The sequence below is a fragment of the Streptomyces sp. NPDC031274 genome, assembly GCF_055570235.1.
The window spans coordinates 1-17,863 of sequence record NZ_JBVIHP010000016.1 but is presented as its reverse complement, the minus strand read 5'-3'; the positions used below and the strand labels follow the sequence as shown (position 1 = coordinate 17,863).

At 70.9% G+C, this 17,863-nt stretch carries 20 protein-coding genes; 13 read left to right on the top strand and 7 right to left on the bottom strand.

The window, feature by feature from the left end; all coding sequences use genetic code 11:
- The first annotated feature begins 33 nt into the window (after window positions 1-33).
- Window positions 34-171 (top strand): hypothetical protein, encoded by a 138-nt coding sequence (locus tag ACZ5CR_RS24475; RefSeq protein WP_468860820.1) that lies wholly within the window; start codon window positions 34-36, stop codon window positions 169-171.
- Window positions 172-207: 36 nt separating this feature from the next.
- Complete coding sequence (locus ACZ5CR_RS24470) at window positions 208-819, top strand: VanZ family protein (RefSeq protein WP_468860817.1); 612 nt, start codon at window positions 208-210, stop codon at window positions 817-819.
- A 29-nt stretch (window positions 820-848) separates the two neighbouring features.
- On the opposite strand, the gene ACZ5CR_RS24465 is transcribed toward ACZ5CR_RS24470, so the two are convergent.
- Both ACZ5CR_RS24465 and ACZ5CR_RS24460 read right to left on the bottom strand, forming a co-directional pair.
- Window positions 849-974: a hypothetical protein gene (locus ACZ5CR_RS24465; RefSeq protein ID WP_383275677.1), complete on the bottom strand. Its 126-nt coding sequence runs from the start codon at window positions 972-974 to the stop codon at window positions 849-851.
- A gap of 172 nt (window positions 975-1,146) precedes the next feature.
- A complete protein-coding gene (locus tag ACZ5CR_RS24460) occupies window positions 1,147-1,341 on the bottom strand; it encodes a hypothetical protein (protein ID WP_389905740.1) in 195 nt (64 codons plus the stop codon).
- Between the two features lie 441 nt (window positions 1,342-1,782).
- Here ACZ5CR_RS24460 and ACZ5CR_RS24455 point away from each other — a divergent pair, with 441 nt between their 5' ends.
- Window positions 1,783-2,133, top strand: coding sequence for a DUF6415 family natural product biosynthesis protein (locus ACZ5CR_RS24455; RefSeq protein WP_468860813.1), 351 nt, complete (start codon window positions 1,783-1,785; stop codon window positions 2,131-2,133).
- A gap of 484 nt (window positions 2,134-2,617) precedes the next feature.
- Here ACZ5CR_RS24455 and ACZ5CR_RS24450 read toward each other — a convergent pair whose 3' ends face one another.
- Window positions 2,618-2,995 (bottom strand): STAS domain-containing protein, encoded by a 378-nt coding sequence (locus tag ACZ5CR_RS24450; protein WP_468860810.1) that lies wholly within the window; start codon window positions 2,993-2,995, stop codon window positions 2,618-2,620.
- Between the two features lie 303 nt (window positions 2,996-3,298).
- Here ACZ5CR_RS24450 and ACZ5CR_RS24445 point away from each other — a divergent pair, with 303 nt between their 5' ends.
- Window positions 3,299-4,342 carry an NUDIX hydrolase gene (locus ACZ5CR_RS24445; RefSeq protein WP_468860807.1) on the top strand — a complete coding sequence of 348 codons (1,044 nt, stop codon included), beginning with the start codon at window positions 3,299-3,301 and terminating at the stop codon, window positions 4,340-4,342.
- Window positions 4,343-4,405: 63 nt separating this feature from the next.
- On the opposite strand, the gene ACZ5CR_RS24440 is transcribed toward ACZ5CR_RS24445, so the two are convergent.
- The gene (locus tag ACZ5CR_RS24440; protein WP_468860805.1) at window positions 4,406-5,761 is read right to left on the bottom strand and encodes a M20/M25/M40 family metallo-hydrolase; all 1,356 of its coding nucleotides are present in this window, start codon (window positions 5,759-5,761) and stop codon (window positions 4,406-4,408) included.
- 135 nt (window positions 5,762-5,896) lie between these two features.
- Here ACZ5CR_RS24440 and ACZ5CR_RS24435 point away from each other — a divergent pair, with 135 nt between their 5' ends.
- A complete protein-coding gene (locus ACZ5CR_RS24435) occupies window positions 5,897-7,123 on the top strand; it encodes a geranylgeranyl reductase family protein (RefSeq protein WP_468860803.1) in 1,227 nt (408 codons plus the stop codon).
- A gap of 73 nt (window positions 7,124-7,196) precedes the next feature.
- On the opposite strand, the gene ACZ5CR_RS24430 is transcribed toward ACZ5CR_RS24435, so the two are convergent.
- Window positions 7,197-7,664 carry a nitroreductase family deazaflavin-dependent oxidoreductase gene (locus tag ACZ5CR_RS24430; RefSeq protein ID WP_468860800.1) on the bottom strand — a complete coding sequence of 156 codons (468 nt, stop codon included), beginning with the start codon at window positions 7,662-7,664 and terminating at the stop codon, window positions 7,197-7,199.
- A 212-nt stretch (window positions 7,665-7,876) separates the two neighbouring features.
- On the opposite strand from ACZ5CR_RS24430, the gene ACZ5CR_RS24425 reads away from it, so the two are divergent.
- Complete coding sequence (locus ACZ5CR_RS24425; RefSeq protein WP_468860798.1) at window positions 7,877-8,578, top strand: TetR/AcrR family transcriptional regulator; 702 nt, start codon at window positions 7,877-7,879, stop codon at window positions 8,576-8,578.
- A gap of 9 nt (window positions 8,579-8,587) precedes the next feature.
- Here the strand turns inward: ACZ5CR_RS24425 and ACZ5CR_RS24420 are convergent, their stop codons facing one another.
- Window positions 8,588-9,424, bottom strand: coding sequence for an AfsR/SARP family transcriptional regulator (locus ACZ5CR_RS24420; protein ID WP_468860797.1), 837 nt, complete (start codon window positions 9,422-9,424; stop codon window positions 8,588-8,590).
- 147 nt (window positions 9,425-9,571) lie between these two features.
- Between ACZ5CR_RS24420 and ACZ5CR_RS24415 the strand changes: the two genes are divergently transcribed.
- The 4 genes from ACZ5CR_RS24415 to ACZ5CR_RS24400 all read left to right on the top strand — a co-directional run bounded on the left by ACZ5CR_RS24415 (window position 9,572) and on the right by ACZ5CR_RS24400 (window position 14,278).
- Window positions 9,572-11,761 carry an MMPL family transporter gene (locus tag ACZ5CR_RS24415; RefSeq protein WP_468860794.1) on the top strand — a complete coding sequence of 730 codons (2,190 nt, stop codon included), beginning with the start codon at window positions 9,572-9,574 and terminating at the stop codon, window positions 11,759-11,761.
- 53 nt (window positions 11,762-11,814) lie between these two features.
- A complete protein-coding gene (locus tag ACZ5CR_RS24410) occupies window positions 11,815-13,071 on the top strand; it encodes a sensor histidine kinase (protein ID WP_468860791.1) in 1,257 nt (418 codons plus the stop codon).
- Window positions 13,068-13,733: a response regulator gene (locus ACZ5CR_RS24405; protein ID WP_468860788.1), complete on the top strand. Its 666-nt coding sequence runs from the start codon at window positions 13,068-13,070 to the stop codon at window positions 13,731-13,733. Before ACZ5CR_RS24410 ends, ACZ5CR_RS24405 begins: the two co-directional genes overlap by 4 nt.
- Before the next feature lie 134 nt (window positions 13,734-13,867).
- Window positions 13,868-14,278, top strand: a complete 411-nt coding sequence (locus tag ACZ5CR_RS24400) for a MarR family winged helix-turn-helix transcriptional regulator (protein ID WP_468860771.1) — start codon at window positions 13,868-13,870, stop codon at window positions 14,276-14,278.
- 9 nt (window positions 14,279-14,287) lie between these two features.
- Here the strand turns inward: ACZ5CR_RS24400 and ACZ5CR_RS24395 are convergent, their stop codons facing one another.
- A complete protein-coding gene (locus tag ACZ5CR_RS24395) occupies window positions 14,288-15,022 on the bottom strand; it encodes a maleylpyruvate isomerase family mycothiol-dependent enzyme (protein ID WP_468860768.1) in 735 nt (244 codons plus the stop codon).
- 224 nt (window positions 15,023-15,246) lie between these two features.
- Here ACZ5CR_RS24395 and ACZ5CR_RS24390 point away from each other — a divergent pair, with 224 nt between their 5' ends.
- The 3 genes from ACZ5CR_RS24390 to ACZ5CR_RS24380 all read left to right on the top strand — a co-directional run bounded on the left by ACZ5CR_RS24390 (window position 15,247) and on the right by ACZ5CR_RS24380 (window position 17,704).
- On the top strand, window positions 15,247-16,173 hold the full coding sequence (locus tag ACZ5CR_RS24390; RefSeq protein WP_468860766.1) for a bacteriocin fulvocin C-related protein: 927 nt from the start codon (window positions 15,247-15,249) through the stop codon (window positions 16,171-16,173).
- 66 nt (window positions 16,174-16,239) lie between these two features.
- The gene (locus tag ACZ5CR_RS24385) at window positions 16,240-17,076 is read left to right on the top strand and encodes an LLM class flavin-dependent oxidoreductase (protein WP_468860763.1); all 837 of its coding nucleotides are present in this window, start codon (window positions 16,240-16,242) and stop codon (window positions 17,074-17,076) included.
- Between the two features lie 148 nt (window positions 17,077-17,224).
- Window positions 17,225-17,704, top strand: a complete 480-nt coding sequence (locus tag ACZ5CR_RS24380) for a nucleoside deaminase (RefSeq protein WP_468861262.1) — start codon at window positions 17,225-17,227, stop codon at window positions 17,702-17,704.
- Window positions 17,705-17,863 lie beyond the last annotated feature (159 nt).

Here is a 17,863-nt window from a genome sequence, read left to right as displayed (position 1 = left end):
CCTGCCGCGCCTCGAAGCATGTCAGGACATCGGATGTCACGGCGGAATGTCCCGCGTGGTGCGGCCTCCGGAGCCGGAGCCGTCACCCTTCCGGCCCTGCTCACGGTCCTGGCCTTCCTGCTCCTGCGGCGGCGCTTCATCGCGGGGCTGACGCTGGGGTCGAGCACGTAGACTCCCAGCACTCTCGAACCGGTCAGGGAGCCTGGCGTGTGGCGCATCGTCTTCTACGTGAACGTGTGGACGGTGTCCCTGTTCCTCGCCGCCGTCACGGTACTGGCCGTCGGTCTCGGCGTGTGGCGTCGCTCCTCGCCTCGCCGTCAACGCCGCGTCGCCCGGGTGCTATGGCTGACGTGCCTGGCCGTGACGCTGGCGGCCACCGTGATCCCGGACCGGCCGATCGGTTCCGGCGTCCCCTACGTGGTGATGATCCCGGGCGAGGGCTTGTGGGGAAACACCTTCGACTACATGTACGCCTCTGAACGGCACATGATCGTCGTCCTGCAGGTCGCCAACGCCGCCATGTTCGTGCCCCTGGGGCTCTTCGCCTACGCAGCCGCGCGGCGCCCCTCGTCCACGGGAATCGTCCTGTGCTGCCTCACCTTGAGCGTGACCATCGAGGCGGTGCAGTTCGTCATGAACGCGGGCCGGGTCGTCGACATCGACGATGTCGTGTTCAACACCGTCGGCGGGCTGATCGGCTGCCTGCTGGCGAGGGCGGCCTGGGCGGCGACGGGGCGAGGCGCCGAGAGTGACGTGAGGCGGCACGCCCGGCGGGAGCGTCCTCTGCGCGTATGGCTGCTGGACCAGTTCAGAGTCTGACGCCTCGCCCGCCCCATCGGCCAGGACGGTCACTTCCGGCGGCGGAGGAACAACCAGATGCGGGCGGCCATCGAGCCGATGACCAGGACGCCGACCGCGATCTGCAGCCAGCGCGGAAGGGCGCCCGCTCCGGGGAGATACAGGGCGAGCGGCATCACGGGCGCCACCGCCGGCTGTCGGCGATGTCCGCGACCGTCCAGTGGTCGGCGTTCGAGTCGTCCACCCCTGCCCCTTTTGTCGTCTGCCTCCAAGTCATCGTGACATAGAGGCAGAGCCAATCGGCCGTGAACGCACTCCACATCGTCGCCCTCGTGCGGACCGGAGCCGCTACGCCGCCTCCACGATCTCCGCAGGCGTCGACTCCGCCCGCGAGACGGTCGTCCACTCGGCGACGAGTCCCTCGTACCGGGCCCGCGTCTGCCCGTACAGCCAGCCGCCCGTCTCGATGAGGAGCTCCCTGATCTCGTCGTTCACCACGGCCGCAGACCGTGCGGTACCAGGCGAGTGGGGAGTGGGAGGCATGGTGTCCATTCTAGGTGCCGGGTTCGGTGCGGCCGAGGATGCGGCGAGAACGGCATATGACGATCACGCGATCGCGTGTTCACGGCTGCGGCGCCTCCGGCGCGAAAGGTCCCACGCGGCTGCATCTCCACGGGCCCTTCGGGGCGAAGTTCCTTCAGAACACGCCGCGCCGTCATCTGGAGATCCCGAATCCACCGCACACATCCACCACCACCGACGGCGGCCGCTCGCAGGGCGGGTACGTGCCGTCGGCAATCCGTTCCGCCATGGCCGCGTACACCTGCCGCGACCTGGGCAGATATCGGTTCTCGCCTCATGATCGAACGCCAAGTCGACTCGCTCCACCTGGCGAGACGAGTGTGCCCATCTCACCTATCACTCCTAGTTCACCTGTCGGGCCAGAGTGCGCTGACCGGCATGCAAAACCCCCGGAGCGTCGACATGTACCAGCCTACGGAGCCCCGCCACATCAGCGGCGAGGACCTGACCGCCCTCATCGACGAGTCGATCGCAGTCTGCCGAAAGCTGCCGCCTCGCGAGCGCCTCGACAGGCTGAACGAACAGCTGCGGACCGAACTCGCCCGCCTCACGCCGACAGTGCAGGCCCAGGCCGACGGGATGAACCGCGGTACGACCGACTGGTACGGCAGGCGGCGCGCCGTCGACGCGACCCGCAACGCGCTCGCCGACGACCTGAGCGGCAACCCGCTCATCGCGTCGATGGCCGTCGCCGAACTCGGCCGACGTCTCAACGAACTCAGCAACTACGTGACGGGCGGTGGCCAGTCCTGACCGGTGTGACGAGTGGGTGTGATGGCGTCCGTCCGCATGATCCGCTCCGTGTCATGGGCTGTCATATCCCGCACCGGACGGCGGGATTGAGATCGTCGGAGCGTGGCCACCGACAACCCTCGGCAGACGGAGCGCTCCGCGTGAAAGCCCCGAAGTACGTACGTGACATTCCCGGCCTGTGCTGGGACGAGAGGCCTGGTGACGCTCTTCACTGCACCCTTGAGCAAGACCATGCCGGCGACCACTTCCACGCCTACACCAGAACCACGTGGCCCAACCGTGCCCGCGCCGTCCGGTCCGCGACGCGGCGACGGTGAGGGCGAGTGGGGAGGCGAGTGGGGAGGCGAGTTCACACGGGGTGCGAACGGAGTGCATATATGCACGGGGTGCGCACACTCCCGTCAGCGGCATGTGCGGGGCACTCTCATGAAGCTGCCTGGACCCCGCAGCACTCCGGCGAGCCCGTGCTGCCCCTGTTGCGGGCTCACTCCTCCTCCAGCGCTTTCGCCAGGGTGGAAACCGGTAACAGCGTGGGAGTCAGGCCCGTGAGACGCAGGATGCGGAGCGTCAGGCGGTGGGTGCAGACCACGGAGAGGTGGCCGCCACGTGCCGTCGTGCGGCGGTGCGCGCGGGCCAGCATGGCGATTCCGGAGCAGTCGAAGAACGTGGTCCGGGTCAGGTCGATGACCACTGTTGGCGCGGTGCCACCGGTGATGGGGTCGATGAGTGGTGCCATCCGCTGGTAGGCCAGCAGGTCGATCTCGCCGCGCAGTTCGATGATGACCGCGCCGTTGCGGTCGTACACGTAGGGCTGCTGGTCGGAGTCCTCGAAGGCGAATTCGTTCAGGGCATCGAGTTGCACGTGTCCCCCAGTAGCGACGTTCGGCCGGATCCACGCGGCAGCGGGGTGCATCGGGAGAGCCGGATTCATGAGGTCACCAGGGGCTGGGGCGCCTGGCGGATCACGCTAGCGGGGGAGAGCGTCGCTTGGAGTGAGGGAACGATTCATGCGCGGCGACTGCCACCCGATGGGGTGAAGTGAAAGCGAATCGCTTGACATTGGATGGCGTCTTGAGGTTCGGGCTGTGACGGCCTCATCAGGGGCTGGTTTCCGCAGCGGGGTGTTCCGGGCAAGCCACAGAGGGCCGACGGAAGAGGGGGAACCGTGATCGTCTGGATCAACGGCGCGTTCGGTGCGGGCAAGACCAGCGCCGCACAGGAACTGATCGAGCTGATCCCGAACAGCACACTCTTCGACCCCGAGGTCATCGGCGGTGGACTGCCGCACCTGCTGCCTCCCAAGCGCCTCGCCGAGGTGAGCGACTTCCAGGATCTGCCGATCTGGAGGCGACTCGTCGTGGACACCGCGGCGGCCCTGCTCGCCGAGGTCGGTGGCGTCCTCGTGGTGCCGATGACCCTGCTGCGGCAGGACTACCGCGACGAGATCTTCGGCGGCCTCGCCTCGCGCAGAATCGCCGTACGCCACGTCGTCCTGACCCCGGATGAAACGATCCTGCGGGAACGCATAGCCGAACGCCCCGTCCCCGATCTCCCGGACGGCGAGATGCGCGTACGGCAGTGGTCGTTCGACCACATCGAGCCGTACCGCGCCGCACTCGCGGGCTGGCTCGGCACCGACGCACACCGCGTCGACACCGGCGCGCTGACCCCCTGCGAGACCGCCGAGCGCATCGCCGACGCCGTACGCACCGGGGCCGCGTCCGTCTGCGACATCGTGCAGACCCCGCAGCCCACCGCGGAGACGCTCGCGGCCGGGGTGCTGCTCTTCGACGAGCGGGACCGGGTGCTGCTCGTCGACCCGACGTACAAGGCCGGCTGGGAGTTCCCGGGCGGTGTCGTCGAACCGGGTGAGGCGCCCGCTCGCGCGGGCATGCGCGAGGTGGCCGAGGAGACCGGCATCCAACTCGCCGACGCCCCGCGGCTCCTCGTCGTCGACTGGGAGCCGCCCGTACCGCCCGGCTACGGAGGGATGCGGTTCCTCTTCGACGGCGGGAGACTCGACAGCGGTGCGGCCCGGCAGATGCTGCTGCCGGGCCCCGAACTCCGCGACTGCCGCTTCGTCACCGAGGAGGAGGCGGCCAGGTTGCTGCCCTCCGTACGCTACGAGCGGCTTCGCTGGGCCCTGCGGGCGCGGGAGCGCGGGGTCGCCCTGTACCTGGAGGCCGGGATCCCCGTCGGCGACCAGTGACCACGGGAGTCGGCAGGGAGCCCGCTCCGCGTCGGCGCATACCCGTCCCGCCCGCCCGGTGGCTCAGCTCGCCGCGTACTTCTGGAGGAACAGCGCCTCCGCGACCGAGAGCCGCTCCAACTCCTGCGGCGACACGCTTTCGTCGACCGCGTGGATCTGGGCCTCGGGCTCGCTCAGGCCGATCAGCAGGATCTCCGCCCGGGGGTAGAGCGCGGCGAGGGTGTTGCACAGCGGAATCGAGCCGCCCTGGCCCGCGTACTGCATCTCCTCGCCCGGGTACGCCTCACCCATCGCCTCCGCCATGGCCGCGTACGCCGGGCTCGTGGTGTCCGCGCGGAACGGCTGGCCCTGCCCGATCTGCTCGGTGGTCACCTGCGCGCCCCACGGGGTGTGCGCCTCCAGGTGCGCCTGAAGGAGCTTGGTGGCCTCGGCCGCGTCCACGCCCGGCGGCACCCGCAGGCTGACCAGCGCCCGCGCGCCCGCCTGCACGGACGGCGTCGCGCCGACCACCGGCGGGCAGTCGATGCCGAGCACCGTGACCGCGGGGCGCGCCCAGATGCGGTCGGCGACCGTGCCCCTGCCGACCAGCTGGACACCGTCGAGGACCTTGGCGTCCTTGCGGAAGTCGGCCTCTTCGTACTGAAGCCCGTCCCAGACCTCGTCGCCCGTGAGCCCGTCGACCGTCGTCGAGCCGTCGTCCGCGCGCAGCGAGTCGAGCACCCGCACCAGCGCGGCGAGCGCGTCCGGGGCCGCGCCGCCGAACTGTCCGGAGTGCAGGTTGCCCTCAAGGGTGTCGATGCGCACGCGAAGGAGAGTCATGCCGCGAAGCGTCGCGGTGACCGTCGGAAGGCCCACCCGGAAGTTGCCCGCGTCGCCGATGACGATCGTGTCGGCCGTCAGAAGGTCGGGGTGCTCCTCGGCGTACCGCTCGAGGCCGCCCGTGCCCTGCTCCTCGGAGCCCTCGGCGATCACCTTGACGCTCACCGGGACACCGCCGTTCGCCTTCAGGGCGCGCAGCGCGAGCAGGTGCATGAGGACCCCGCCCTTGCAGTCGGCGCTCCCGCGTCCGTACCAGCGTCCTTCGCGCTCCGTCAGCTCGAACGGCGGGGTGGTCCACGCCGCCTCGTCGAGCGGCGGCTGCACGTCGTAGTGCGCGTAGAGCAGCACGGTGGGAGCGCCCTCGGGGCCCGGAAGGAGGCCGTACACCGACTGCGTGCCGTCCGGGGTGTCGAGCAGGGCCACGTCCTGGAACCCCTCGGCGCGCAGCGCGTCCGCCACCCAGTTCGCGGCGGCGGCGCTCTCGCTCTTGGGGAACTGATCGAAGTCCGCCACCGACTTGAAGGCCACCAGTTCAGTGAGCTCCGCCTTCGCCTTCGGCATGAGTGAGGCGACGGTCTCGGCGATCGGATTCGGCGACATGGGCACGCTCCTCGTAGGTGCGACGTTATACGTATGTGGGTGTTGTGATCCTCCCACAGGAGGGTGCCGGAGGTGCCCGCCGTAGGATGCCTTGGAAAGCGCGGCCAACAGCTGGATCGGGAGCGGTAGACCAACGTGAGCAGCGAGAACTCAGCGGACGACGCGCAGTACGTACCAGCGGATGACGCGCAGTACGTGTGGGACGTCGTCGTGGTGGGAGCAGGGCCCGCAGGGGCGTCGGCGGCGTATGCGGCAGCCGTCGCGGGACGCAGCGTCCTCGTCCTGGAGAAAGCCGAACTGCCCCGGTACAAGACGTGTGGCGGCGGCATCATCGGCCCCTCGCGCGACGCGCTCCCGCCCGGGTTCGAACTGCCCTTCAGGGACCGGGTGCACGCGGTGACGTTCTCCCTGGACGGCAAGTTCGCCCGCACCCGCCGCTCGAAGCAGATGCTCTTCGGGCTGATCAACCGCCCCGAGTTCGACCAGCAACTGGTCGAGCACGCACAGAAGGCGGGCGCCGAGGTGCGCACCGGCGTCACCGTCGCGCGCGTGGAGCAGCACGGCTCAGCGGTGCCCGACCGGCGGACGGTCGCCGTGGTCCTGCAGGGCGGCGAGACGGTGCTCGCCCGCGCGGTCGTCGGAGCCGACGGCAGTGCGAGCCGCATAGGGGCACATGTCGGTGTGAAGCTCGACCAGGTGGATCTCGGTCTGGAGGCCGAGATCCCGGTGCCGCAGAGCGTCGCCGAGGACTGGGCGGGCCGGGTACTCATCGACTGGGGGCCGATGCCCGGCAGTTACGGATGGGTGTTCCCCAAGGGCGACACCCTCACGGTCGGGGTCATCTCCGCGCGCGGCGAAGGCTCGGCCACCAAGCGGTACTTGGAGGACTTCATCGCCCGCCTCGGGCTCGCGGGCTTCGAGCCGAGCATCTCCTCGGGCCATCTGACGCGCTGCCGCAGCGACGACTCGCCGCTCTCGCGCGGCCGGGTCGTGGTGTGCGGTGACGCGGCGGGGCTCCTTGAGCCGTGGACCCGCGAAGGCATCTCCTTCGCGCTGCGCTCGGGCCGGCTCGCGGGGGAGTGGGCGGTGCGGATCGGCGAGGCGCACGACGCGGTCGACGCCCGCCGCCAGGCCCTGAACTACGCCTTCGCCATCAAGGCGGGACTCGGCGTCGAGATGAGCGTCGGGCGGCGCATGCTCACGGCCTTCGAGCGCCGTCCGGGCATGCTGCACGCGGCGATCACCGGGTTCAGGCCCGCGTGGAACGCGTTCGCGAGGATCACCCGTGGCTCCACGACGCTCGGCGAGCTGGTGCGGAACCATCCGCTGGCGGGACGGGCGCTGAACACGATCGACCGGTAGGCCCGATGGTGATCTGACCGCGGGCGGTGGGTGTTGGGCGGTGGGCGTCGGGCGGCCTCACTTCGTGGCGTCCTCACTTCGTGATGGTGACGCGGAAGACGGGGTGGTCGCCCGCGGCCGCCTCGATCTCCGCGTCCGTGGACTTGGCGGTGACGCCGTTGAAGTACTGGTTGACCTCCCAGCCCCACTTCTTCAGGTAGCCGCGCAACACCGGCAGCTTCTCGGCGTCCGGGACCTCCTCGACCGTGAAGGCGTGGACCTTCCGCCCGACGCGCAGCTCGCCACCGCCCGCCACGCGCATATTGCGCACCCACTGCGAGTGCCCACGCGCCGAGATCAGGTACTGGCCGCCTTGGTACGTGAACGGGTTGACCGGGACGCGCTGCAGCTGGCCGCTCTTGCGTCCGCGTACGGAGAGCTCGGCCGACCCCATCAGGCTGATGCCGCGCCGAGCCAGCCAGCCGACCATGCTGTTGAACCGCACGTTGAGGGGACTGCCCTTGAGGTAGTACGGGGTGGTGGAGGAGGAGGGTGCAGACATGGTGACCGCCAGAGTCGGGAGGGTTTCCGAGAGCACTGCTCTCGCTTAAGAGCAGTGTGCACGAGAGCGGTGCCCCAATGCAAGAGCGGTGCTCTCGAAATGGTTCGGTGCTCTCGATTCGGCGCGCCACTCTCTCCTCGGTGCGCCGCTCTCCTCCCAGTGCACCGCTCTCGTTTCAGCGCACTGCTCCGAAGTCATGGCACACTGCCTGCATGAGCAGCGCTACCAGCGGGGCCAGGGCCCGCGCCCGAGTCGAAGTCACCGCCGCCATCAAGGACGAGGCCCGCAGGCAGCTGGCGGCCGACGGCGCCGCCAAGCTCTCGCTGCGCGCCGTGGCCCGCGAGCTCGGCATGGTGTCCTCCGCCCTCTACCGCTACTTCCCCAGCCGCGACGAACTCCTGACCGCGCTCATCATCGACGCCTATGACTCCCTCGGTGCCGCCGCCGAGGACGCGCACGCCGAGGTCGCGTCGTCGGCCGACCCCGTGCGGCGCTGGACGGTCGCGTGCGAGGCCGTACGGTCCTGGGCGCTCGCGCATCCCCACGAGTACGCCCTCATCTACGGCTCGCCCGTCCCGGGCTACAGCGCGCCCGACTCCACGGTCGAATCCGCGGAGCGCGTCGGGCGGCTGCTCGTCGGGATCGTGCGCGACGCCCATCGGGGGCGTGGTGTCGCCGTGCAGCCGCTGCCGGGCGGGCTGCGTGCCGAGGCCGAGCGGATCGCCGCGGATCTCGCGCCCGATCTGCCGCCGGCGGTGGTCATGGCGATGGTCGCGGCGTGGGCCCAGCTGTTCGGGCTCGTGGGCTTCGAGGTGTTCGGGCAGTTCAACCGTGTCGTCGAGGACCGTTCGGCGTTCTTCTCGTACGCGATCACGCAACTGGCCCACGGAGTAGGGCTGTTGGAGCAGAAGTAGCCCGCCCGCTCACGCCGCCGACACGGGAGCGGGCGTGAGCGCCGTCGTGAGGAGTTCCGGGTCCTGGCGCAGTATCCGTTCGTGCAGGGACCGCAGCGCGGGGCCCGGATCCGCGCCCATGGCGTCGGCGATCCGGTGTCGCGCGTCCTCGAAGGCGAGCAGCGCGTCCGAGGAACGGCCGGTGCGGTAAAGGGCGTTCATCAGAAGCTCGACCGGGCGCTCGCGCAGGGGGTGCGCGGCGACGAGCCGGATGAGTTCGTGGACGTACTCGAAGGAGCGGCCGAGTTCGATCTCTCCGGAGATCCGGGCCTCAAGCACGGTGAGCCGCTTCTCGCGCCACCGGAGCCGTTCCGCCGCCAGATAAGGGGCGTTGAGGCCCTCCGCGAATTCGCCGCGCCACAACGCCTCGGCCCGGTCGATGAGTTCGCCCGCGTGCCGCAACTGCCCCGCGGCACGCGCCGCGAGGGCCGCGTCGACCAACTGCCGCCGCTCCCGCAGATCGTCGGCCGCGGCACCGGAGAGCCGATAACCGCTGCCGGTCCACGTGAGTGCAGGCCCCGCCGTACCCGCGGACGCGAAGGCGCGCCGCACCCCGGAGACATACTTCTGCACGAGGTTGCGTACATGAACCGGGTGTTCGTCGCCCCACACCGCGTCGACGAGACCCTCGTACGAGAGGGGGCGTCCCTCCTGGAGGAGCAGTACGGCGAGAACCGCGCGCTGCTTCGGCGGCCCGAGCGCAATCTCCTCGCCGCGGCCCTCACCGCAGCCCTCGCCGTCGCGCAACGCCCTCAGCGGTCCCAGCAGTTCGAAGCGCATCCCCGTGGACATCTCCGCATCCCCCATGGGCCGAGCCTAACCCGGCGTCCGCCCACCGGGATTCACGCGTTCCAGTGGATCTTCCAGCGGGTCTTCCAGCGGCCCTTCCAGCGGTGACCGCGACCGTGGCGGCACCGGATCCCGCACGGGGAGCCGGGAGAGAGGCAGACAGCGATGCTGACCCGGCTCGGCCGTTTCGTGGTGCGGCACAGCCGCGCCGTACTGATCGGCGTGGTACTGGCCTTCCTCGGCCTCGGCGCCTACGGGGCCGGCGCCCAGGCCGACCTCGACCTCGCGCGCTGGGACGCGCCCGGCACCGAGTCCGTGCGCGCGGCCGACATCCTGCGCGAGGAGTACGGCACGGGGAACCCCAACCTCGCGCTCCTCGTCACGGCCCGCGACGGCGACGTCGACTCACCGCGTACGACGGCTGCCGCCCGCCAACTGGCCGCAGAGGTAAGGGACATACCTGGGGTCACGGATGTCGGCGCCTACTGGAACGGCGAGAGCCGGGCCCTGCGCGCCTCCGACGGCGAAAGCGGCCTCATCCTCGCCCGCCTGGAGGGTGGCGCCACCGAAACCCGCGAGCGGCTCGCCACGCTCTCGCCTCAACTCGCCCGCACCACAGCTCAGTTGGAGGTATCCGTCGGCGGCCAGGAGGAGATCTCCCGCCAGGTCGGCGAGCAGGCGCGCACCGATTTCCTGCGCGCCGAGATGTTCGCCCTGCCCGCCGTACTGCTCCTGCTGATCCTCGTCTACCGGCGGACGGTGGCGGCCCTGCTCACCGTCGGCGTCGGGCTGCTCTCGGTCGTCGGCACGCTCGCCGGGCTCCGGGCGATCGCGCAGGTCACCGAGGTGTCGACGTTCGCGGCGAATCTCGCTCTCGTCCTGGGCCTTGGGCTCGGCATCGACTACAGCCTCTTCGTCATCAGCCGCTACCGCGAGGAGCGGCACGCGGGCCACACCCAGCCGGACGCCGTGGTCCGCGCGACCGCCGCCGCAGGACGCACCGTGATCTTCAGCGGGGTCACCGTGGCCGTATCGCTCTGCGCGCTGCTCGTGTTCCCGTTCTTCTTCCTGAGCTCCTTCGCCTACGCGGGGGTCCTCGTCGTGGTGACCGCGGTGGCCGGAGCGCTGCTTCTGCTGCCCGCCGCGCTCGCCCGCTGGGGCCACCGCGTGGAGCGCCCGCAGAGCACGGCGAGCGGCGTCTGGCAGCGGATCGCGCTCGCCGCGATGCGCCGACCGGTCGCCGCGGGCGCGGCCGTGGTCGGTGTCCTGCTGCTCGCCGCGTCACCGCTGCTCGGCCTGCGGTTCGGGCTGCCCGACGAACGGACCCTGCCCACGGGCACATCGTCCCGCACCACCTCCGAGGCCATCCACAGAGAATTCCCCGCCGAGCCCACCGACACCGTCCACGTCGTGCTCCGGGAAGCGGCGAGCAACCGGCAGACGCAGCGGTACGCCGCCGAACTCTCCCGTGTCGAGGGCGTGTTCCAGGTGGACGCCCTCACCGGCAGCTACCAGGACGGCCGCCGCACCGGGCCTTCGGCGATCACCCTCGGCGCCTCTGGGCGAGACGACGGCGGTTCCCGCCTCGCCGTCGTCCCGACCCAGGCGGCGATGCGGGGCGACGTACCCGCCTTCGTCGCGGAGGTCCGCGACATCCGAGCCCCCGCGACCGCCCTGGTCGGCGGCTATCCGGCCGAGACGACCGACTTCCGCGCCACCCTCCTGGACCGCCTCCCGTACGCCGTCGGCCTGGTCCTCATCGCCACCTTCGCCATCCTCTTCCTGATGACCGGCAGCCTGCTCCTGCCCGCCAAGGCGACCGTGCTCAATCTGCTCAGCCTGTCGGTGATGTTCGGATGCCTGGTGTGGGTCTTCCAGGACGGGCACCTCGCGGGGCTCCTCGGCTTCACGCCCACCGGGTCCATCGAGCCGAGCATCCCGGTGCTGATGTTCTGCGTCGCCTACGGCCTGTCGATGGACTACGAGGTGTTCATGCTGGCCCGGATCAAGGAGGAGTACGAGCGGGTGGGCGACACGGAAGCGGCGGTGGCCACCGGGATCCGGCGGAGCGCCCCGCTGATCACCGCGGCGGCCGGGATCCTCGCGCTCTCGTTCCTCACGTACGCGACCGGGGGCGTCGTGTTCCTCAAGGAACTCGGCGTCGGCACGGCCCTGACGATCCTCGTGGACGCCACCCTCATCCGTGTCGTCCTGCTGCCCGTCGCCATGCGGCTCGCGGGCCGCGCCAACTGGTGGGCGCCCGGTCCGCTGCGCCGGCTGCACCGCCGCTTCGGTCCGCACGAAGGCAGGGAGCACGGTGAAACCCCCGAGGTACTCCAGCGGGAGTACGCGTGATCGCCCCGTCCGGCTGACGCCCGGCGCCCACCGCGCGGTCTAGCGTTGCCGCCATGGACGAGCAGCGCGAACACGGGCGAGGCGGTCCGTCCCTGCCCTGGGGCGGAGTGCCGGTGTGGCGGCACGGGCCGCCCTGGCGGAACCGGCAGGACGGTGTGGGGGACGTACGGAGGCTGCCCTGGCCGACGACCCTCGCGATCACCGTGTTCGTACAGATCGGCTCGGGGTACGCGGCCCACAGCCAGCTCGACCGGGTGGACCTGGGCATCCCGGCCCGGCTGCTCCTCCTCGCGGGCACGGCCTCGCTCCTGCTGCGCCACCGCTTCCCGCTCACGGTCGCGTACTTCACGGCCGGGACCGCGCTGGTCTATCTCGGCGCCGGGTACGCGTACGGTCCGGTCCTGCTCACCGTCGCCGTCGGCTGCTTCGCCGCGGTCGTCGCGGGGTACCGGCGCGCGGCGTGGGGCGCCGTCGCGATGCTGTGGGCGGGGCATGTGCTGGTCGCGCACTGGCTCTACCGGTGGCTGCCGCCGGACGGCGACGCGCCGAGGACCTGGGGCGAGGAGATCATCGTCGCCGTCTGGGTCGTCGCCATCATCGCCGTGTCCGAACTGGCCCGTGTAAAGCGTGAGCAGTGGCTGAAGGAGAGCGCGGAGCGTGCGCAGGCCGCCAAGCGGCGGGCCGACGAGGAGCGCCTGCGCATGGCGCGCGAGCTGCACGACGTCCTCGCGCACAGCATCTCCGTGATCAACGTCCAGGCGGGCGTCGGCCTCGCGCTGCTCGACTCCGACCCCGAGCAGGCCCGTACGGCACTGACCACCATCAAGGCCGCGAGCAAGGAGGCGCTGGGGGAGGTCCGCCAGGTGCTGGATACCCTCCGTACCCCCGGGGACGCGCCACGCGCCCCCGCTCCCGGGCTCGACCGGCTGCCCGAGCTCGTGCAGCAGGCCGCCGGCACGGGACTCACCGTCGACGTCGACACCCGGGGGAGGCGCCAGAAGCTGGCGACCGGCGTGGACCTCGCCGCCTTCCGCATCGTCCAGGAGGCCCTGACCAACGTCGTACGGCACTCCGGATCGCGCCAGGCGCGCGTGCTCGTGCGGTACGAGGGCGCGGAGCTCACGCTGCGCGTGGACGACGACGGCCCCGCCACCGGCGCCGACGCGGGCGGCAGCGGGAACGGTCTCGCCGGGATGCGTGAGCGCGCCGCCGCCCTGAATGGCACGATCGAGGCGGGCTCGCGCCCGGACGGGGGATTCAGGGTCACCGCGGTACTGCCCACCCGCACGGCACTTCAGGAGGACCAGTGATCCGCGTACTGCTCGCCGACGACCAGTCGTTGGTGAGGGCCGGTTTCAAGGCGCTGCTCGGCGCCCAGCGGGACATCGAGGTCGCGGGGGAGGCGGCGGACGGCGAGGAGGCGGTGCGCCTGGTGCGTGAGCTGCGCCCCGACGTCGTCCTGATGGACATCCGCATGCCGCTGCTCGACGGGCTCGCGGCGACCCGCAGGATCACCGACGAGCCGGACCTCGGTGACGTCAAGGTGGTCATGCTCACCACCTTCGAGCTGGACGAGTACGTCTTCGAGGCTATCCGTTCCGGGGCGTCGGGCTTCCTCGTCAAGGACACCGAGCCCGAGGAACTGCTGCGCGCCGTCCGCGCGGTCGTCGACGGCGACGCACTGCTCTCGCCCGGCGTGACGCGCCGCCTCATCGCCGAGTTCGCGGCCCGCTCCAAGGAGCCCGCGGACGCCGAGACGCTGGGCGAACTGACCGAACGGGAGCGGGAGGTGATGGCGCTCGTCGGTATCGGCCTGTCGAACGAGGAGATCGCCCGCCGCCTGTTCGTCAGCCCGCTGACCGCGAAGACGCACGTCAGCCGGACCATGGTGAAGCTGGGCGCCCGCGACCGCGCCCAACTGGTCGTCCTGGCCTACGAGTCGGGCTTGGTGCGCCCCGGCTGGATGGGCTGACGGGCCGACCGGCGGCGCACTCCACCCACCCCTGATCGGCCCCTGGCGGGGGACAACGCATGCGCACGCATTACATGCACGCGCATTTAATGTCGATGCAACGAACAAGGCATTCTCTGCTACCGTGCGATGTCATGGCGGCGAAGAAGGCCGAGCAAGGGCTCGTGGACCAATGGCGCGACATCCTCGCGGTGCACGCGCGCACCCTGTGTGAACTCGACAACGCCCTGCGTGAACACGGGCTCGGGGCGAGCGACTTCGAAGTCCTCGACGTGCTGTCCGAGGGCGCCGAGGCCGACGGTGACGGCGACTGCGGCTACCGCGTGCAGGACATCGCGGGCCGAATTCATCTGAGCCAGAGCGCGCTGTCCCGTCTCATCGGCCGCCTGGAGAAGGACGGTCTCGTGGAGCGGGCCATGTGCAACGAGGACCGGCGCGGGGTGCGGGTCGTGCTCACCGACAAGGGGCGCCGACTGCACGCGCAGGTGCGGCCGCTCCAGCGCGCGGTCCTCGAGCGGATGCTCGTGGGGACCGCCGCCGAATAGCTGATCGACTCACACGCCCGACGTCTCGCTCCACAGCGCACTCAGCGCGGTGTCGCCGGTGACGTGCGGGAACGGCCCGCGGTTCCACAGCGCGAGGTAGAGGTGCTCCGCGGGACCCGAAAGCTCGCAGTCGGCCCGCCCGTCGTCGCCCCGCTCCGTGGCGGCCGGCTCCTGCGAGAGGCGTACGGTCCACACGGCGTCGGCGTCGGCGTCGGTCGCCCGCACGCGCAGGACGCGGGGCTCCTGTGTACGCACCCTGCTGCGCGAGCGCGCGTGAAACCCCCGCAGCAGCTCGTCGATCCCGTCCGCCGCGAACTCCGTACCGATCGGGGACGGCGCACCCGCGCGCGCGGACTCGGCGTCCACGCGGTGGATCGCCGTCTCGTTCGCCTGTCGCCGCGCCCAGAACGCGAGCGGGGACGGCGCGGGCAGGAACGCGAAACACCGGACGTCCGGCGCGGCGGCACGAAGCGTGGTGACCAGGTCGCCGTGCGCCTGCCGATACCAGTCGATCAGGGCGGCGCCGTCCAGGTCCGGCGCGTCCCCCGGAGGCCGCGGCGAGGTGTCCCCCTCGGCGACGATCGTCGCGGCCCACAGGTGCACTGCCCCCGTGTGCCGCAGCAGATCGCGGACGGTCCAGTCGGGGCAGGTGGCCACCTTGGCGCCAGAACCGGCCGTTTCGGCGGCGCGGGCAAGCAACTGGCCTTCGGTGTCGAGAACTTCGATGTGCTCGGCAATCTCCATGCGGGGATTGTGCCGTACGGGGTGTGCTCGCCTGCGCGTGGGCCTCGGCCGGGCTGAGCTCGGTGACAGGAGCGCGTCCACGACGCGGCGCAGGCCATCGAGGCACGCGCTCCTCGCTCTTCGCCGCCTCTTGGTCCTCGTCGAAATGACTGACGCTCGACGTGAAAAATCACGCCTGATGGGCATGATGGGACGGTCTGTCGCGCGAACGTGGGGAGAAGCTTGTGACCGAGTGGATTGTGGCATTCGACGCCGACTGCCGGTTCTGCGAAGAAGTCGTGGAGCGGGTTCGCGTGTCCGTCGACGGCACGTTGACCACCGCGGGCCTGACGGAACCCCGTATTCGCGGCCTGCGCGCGCGTGCCCTGGGGGAGGGGGCCGCGTGGGCCCCGACCCTGTTGGCGGTCGACGGCGACCAGGTGCGGGCCTGGACGGGAACCGCGCTCTCCCTCCGCCTGGCGCGGTTGTTGGGGCCGTCGGACTCGCTGCGGGTGGTGCGTGCGCTCCGCGACCTCGATGCGCTGCGGCCCCCGAGCCGTCGAGGAATCCTCAAGGCCGTGCCGGGTCTTGCCCTGGGAACGTTTCTGGTCACCGGCGGCCTGGCGACCTCACCCGCGCAGGCTGTGACCCGCGTCAAGGCCAGTAAGGCGTCGCGATGGGTGAGGGCCAACCTCGACCGGCTGCCCACCGGCTACTCCGAGTTCGTCTCCTACCCCGCGGACTATCGGCGCGCTGTCTACGGCGCGCTGTCCGCCTCGGCCCGGAGCGATCTGTGGGTGGCGCACTTCGCGAACTACCAAAAGACACACCCCGGTCTGTCGGCCGAGCAGTCCCTCGTCCTGGACGACGCCACGCGGCTTGCACCGCGGATCATCGCGGGACGTCGGCAGGAAGCAGCCGTCGACGAGCTGGAGACGGCGGCTGTGGCGGCGTTCGGCGGGAGCGAGGCGCGGGCGATTCTCAGGGACCTTGGCCCTGCCGACACGCAGGGCGCCGCGGCTCGGAGCGATCGGAGCAGCCAGGCCGTGGACTGCAACTCCCAGTGCGCGGGGACCGGAAGCTGCGACACGACGTGCTACGGCGGGTGCAACTGGACCGATTACGGCTGCGGTCCCCTGTGGCTGGGACCGTGCAGCGGGCTTTGCAACTGAGGGCTACGAAGCCCCCGGCCGGGAAGCGCCCGGCGCTAGGGTGACACCCATGCGGAGGTGACACCGATGCGGATAGGTGTGAACGTCCCCAACTTCGGGCCCGGGGCGAACCCCGATCACCTCGCTCGTTGGGCCGGAACCGTGGAGGAGCTCGGCTTCGATCTGCTGATGATGTCCGATCACGTGGCGATCACGCCGGATGTGGCCGAGCAATATCCCGCTCCCTTCTACGAGCCCTTCACCACGCTCGCCTGGATGGCCGGGATCACGACCGGGATAAAACTGGGGACGACCGTTCTCATCACTCCCTACCGGCACCCTCTGCTGGTCGCCCGCATGGCCGCCAACCTGCATCAACTCAGCGGCGGCCGACTGATTCTGGGTGTCGGGGTCGGCTGGGCCCGGGAGGAGTTCGAGGCACTCGGTGTCCCCTTCGAGCGACGTGGGGCGCTGACCGACGACCATCTGCGGACGCTGCGCGCCGCATGGGAGAACGAAGCCGACTATCGATCCGGGCAGATTCCGATCTGGATCGGTGGAAACAGCGACGCGGCCATGCGCCGGGCCGTGCGTTTCGGCGCTCCGTGGCATCCGCTGCGGTTCACGATGCCCTGGTTCAGGGACACGTTGGTGCGACTGAAGGGAATTTCCGCCCGGCTCGATCGGCCCGTGCCCGCTCTGGCGCCGCGGATTCGTCTCGGACTGACGGAGAAGCCGGTCGACCACCCGGATCGCCGCGCCGGAGAAGGCACCGTCGAGCAGCTCTTCGAGGACGTCGAGGAACTGCGCCTGGCCGGTGCGGACACCGTGCTGCTCGACCCGTACCACGGCGATCCGGACGAGACCCTGCGGCCCGAGGCGGCGTGGCAGGCGCTGGCCACCGTGGCCGCCCACCGGACGTAGCCGGGCACCTCTCCGGCACCTCTCCAGAGGCACCTCTACAGAGACGGAGCAGCCAGTGGCACCCCACGACCAGGACCACGACCAGGACCACGACCTTCCCGGGACCGGCGCCGCGCGAAGCGTTCCCGCCGCAGTCAGTGAAGCCGATCTGCCCTACCTGCGCCGCTGCATCGAACTGGCGGCCGAGGCGACCGAAGACGGCGACTGGCCGTTCGGGTCCGTGCTCGTCGACGCGGACGGCAGGATCAGGGCCGAGGACCGCAACCGCGAGTCCACCACGGGGGACCCGACGGCACACCCGGAGTTCGCACTCGCCCGGTGGGCCGCGGCCCATCTGACCCCCGAGGAGAGGGCCACGGCGACCGTGTACACCTCGGGTGAGCACTGCCCGATGTGCGCCGCCGCGCACGGGTGGGTGGGCCTCGGCCGCATCGTGTACGCCAGCTCGTCGCAGCAGGCCAGGGACTGGAAGGCCGAGTGGGGCCTGCCCGCCACCTCGCCCTTGAGTCCGCTGACGGTGCGGGACGTCGTGCCGGATGTGGAGGTGGCCGGTCCCGTGCCCGAACTCGCCGAGCGGGTACGCGAGTTGCAGTGGCGCTTCCGTACCGGGAAGAAGGCGGACGACTGACGGCGGGACCGTGGCGGGGGGGGGGGGGGGGGGGGGGGGGGGGGGTGGCCGCATCCCCCCCCCCCCCCCCTGTCTCCCCCCTTCTCTCTCCCCCCCCGCACCACGACCCGCTACCCGCCCCGCCCCCCCCACTTCTCCCCCCCCCCCCCAACAAACGCT